Source organism: Actinosynnema sp. ALI-1.44 (assembly GCF_001984155.1).
Classification (GTDB): Bacteria; Actinomycetota; Actinomycetes; order Mycobacteriales; family Pseudonocardiaceae; genus Kibdelosporangium.
Genome location: NZ_MTQO01000007.1, coordinates 1 through 2,841, shown reverse-complemented (window position 1 = coordinate 2,841; position 2,841 = coordinate 1). Strand labels below are relative to the sequence as shown.

Genomic DNA, 2,841 nt, shown 5'->3' with positions numbered 1-2,841 from the left:
GCGCAGCCGCCCGAGCGTGCGTTCGAGTTGGTCGACCGTGGGCACGCGCACCTTCACCACGAAGGCCTCGTCGCCCGCGACCGCGTAGCAGGACTCGACCTCGGACAACTGGCCCAGCTTGACGGCGACCTCGTTGTCCTCGGCGTTGTCCGAGGGCTGGATGCCCACGAGGGCGGTCACGCCGAGCCCGATCGCGCTCGGGTCGACGGTCGCGTGATAGCCGGTGATGACGCCGCTGGTTTCGAGCTTGCCGACGCGCTCGTGCACGGCCGACGCGGACAAGCCGACCTGGCGGCCGAGTTCGGCGTACGTGGCGCGGCCGTTGAGCCTGAGCTCGTTGATGATCGTGAAGGGTGGTCGTCGCTTCAGCTTCACCGCCCTGGTGGTCGTCGGCGACGGCGACAGGGAACAGCCACCAACAGCAGGCTGCCGCCGAGGAAGACTTCGACCCTCCCCCTGACCGAGCGCTCTCGCCCCGCACACGTAGTCGTCCGCAGAGATCACAACGTTGCGAACTCGTCGGAACTTTTCCACCTGAAACCGAAATGCGGCCCTTCAGACGGCAGCGACATCGACCAAACGGACGCCCACACCCACGCGGACCCACGGCCGTGTAACTCTCGCCAGAGTCGACCACCCTGACCTCGGGTTCGCTTCCCGGCGGCAAGTCGACGCGGTCAACGTTGGCGTGCACCCAGTCGGCGATGCGGCTGCTGTGTCAGTCATTGGGTTTCACCTCGCGTCGCGGCCCCGGTCACCAGGTCGGTCGTGGGCACTATCGTGATCACCGCCCTGGCCGTGGCATTGGCCCGACCGATCTCGTGGCGCGGCTCGCGGACACGGTGGTGACACAGGTGGTCCGCGCGGCGACGCGGTCGCAGTCACCATCCGCCTTCACACACTTGCTGGAGACCGAGCCATCGACCGCCGACGACCACAGGCGTAAACACGCGCTGGTGGTCGCCCACCTGTGTTACTGCGGCTTTCGCGCGCACATCGCTGACGAGGCGGCCAGCAACGCGCTCACCGAGGCGTGGCCCAAGGACATCCGCGGTGACCAACGCAGTGCCTGTCTCTTCACGATGGCGAAGCGGATGGCCAGCCGATAAACCAGCACGATCCCGTCAGCCGCTTGGCGGCGAAGGGATACACGCAGCCTGCCGCGCACTCGGACAGCAACGAGGAGTTCAGCGCTGTCGAAACGCCAATCGACCTCCTGGCCGCAATGCGCACCTTGACCACACGCGAACAGCCCCACTTACTCGGTTTGCGACGTCACGTCATTCACCAGGACCTCACTTCGGTTCTCAGTAGTGCTCACTTCAGGGAAGCCACCCAAGCACCAGCCAATTCACGGCCGTTACCTGCACGCTCGCGTCCGTTGAGCGCAGTTGAGAGCAGCTCAAAGAGCCCTACTGTGTCAACGTACGACATCATCGTACTCGACCTGCGGAAACACAACTCCCGCACGTCAAACAGGTCCATTGGGAGCCGGTGGAAGCAGTTCAGCACAGTTGAACGCATCCACCGGCTCCCAATTTGCTCCCCACGCCGCTCCCACCAAACGAGCGACCACCCCAACATTGATCGATCCGACCAGCACCGCTAATCACCCCCGCCGCAGAATCCAGCTGCCCCGACGAACCCCAGCAAAGGGCAGTACCTGATCGGGGCGGCTACCCCGAACTGCCCATCTCCTGACCTTCACCCGCCTCCCGAGGCCCTCAGCAGGACCACCAGACAGGCACCCACACGTATCCGCCGCCCGGCACCGAAGCCAAAAGTGAATCCAAAACATCGTTCCGGTTGCTAACATGCCTGGTCAAGAAGTGTGTCGTCCCCGCGCAGGCGGGGCTGTTCCCGCACCTGCAGGCGTGGACTGCGAACATGTCCCGGTCGTCCCCGCGCAGGCGGGGCTGTTCCCGGCTGCTGGATCTGCTGGAGGAGTGTGCGGAGGTTGTCCCCGCGCAGGCGGGGCTGTTCCGTCGACGGTGGGTGCGTGACGTGGAACCGATCAGTTGTCCCCGCGCAGGCGGGGCTGTTCCGTAGTCGGCCAGCATGATCCGCTAGGTCGCCTCGTCGTCCCCGGGCACGCGGGGCTATTCCCTTTCCGCCCGACCACGCGAAGTCGACGGTGTGGTCGTCCCCGCCAAGGCGGGCTGTTCCCGCTTCGAGAACCGCAGGGAGACCCTGGCTGTCAGTGCTGTAGGAGACTCGGCATACCGAGGTCGCCGAATACACCGACCAGCCAGCCCTACACCGGGCCCGCACAGCAGATTGCTGGACAAACCGGGACACCGGGAAAACAGACATCACCTCCAGACTTGTGCCGCTCGATAAGTCGTCGCGCCTGGTCAGGGCGCTGGACGAGGGCATTGAGATCATGGTCCAATGATCGTGTCGCTGCTGTACCAACTGACCCGACGACTGCTGTGTGTTCCGGCGGTGTTGCTGCGCCGTGATGTCACCAAGGATGCCGAACTGCTTGTGCTCCGGCACGAGAACGCCGTCCTCCGTCGGCAGATCACCGGTCAAGTCCGGTATGAGCCGGCGGATCGGTTCTGGTTCGCCGCAGTGTCCTCGCTGCTCCCCCGACGCCGCTGGCACGAGATCTTCCCCGTCCAACCCGCAACGATCCTGGCCTGGCACCGCAGGTTCATCGCTGCGAAATGGGACTACAGCGCACGCCGACGTCCCACGGACGGCCACCCACCCACGCCACGATCAAGAAGCTCGTCCTCCAGTTGGCCAACGACAACCCGCGCTGGAGTCACCGGAGCATCCAGGGCGAACTGGCACGACTCGGTCACCCGATCGCCGCATCCACCGTATGGAAGATCC

2 protein-coding genes and 1 CRISPR repeat array are annotated in these 2,841 nt (G+C 65.1%); of the genes, one reads left to right on the top strand and one right to left on the bottom strand.

The genetic code is table 11. The annotated features are described in order from the left end of the window. A partial coding sequence (locus ALI144C_RS00060; RefSeq protein ID WP_076984911.1) for an Lrp/AsnC family transcriptional regulator occupies positions 1-375 on the bottom strand: 375 nt, incomplete at its 3' end. Between the two features lie 470 nt (positions 376-845). Here ALI144C_RS00060 and ALI144C_RS00055 point away from each other — a divergent pair. Further along, on the top strand, positions 846-1,109 hold the full coding sequence (locus tag ALI144C_RS00055; protein WP_143230276.1) for a hypothetical protein: 264 nt from the start codon (positions 846-848) through the stop codon (positions 1,107-1,109). Between the two features lie 727 nt (positions 1,110-1,836). Next, positions 1,837-2,106: a CRISPR direct-repeat array (repeat unit 25 nt; unit sequence GTCCCCGCGCAGGCGGGGCTGTTCC). Positions 2,107-2,841: the final 735 nt, after the last annotated feature.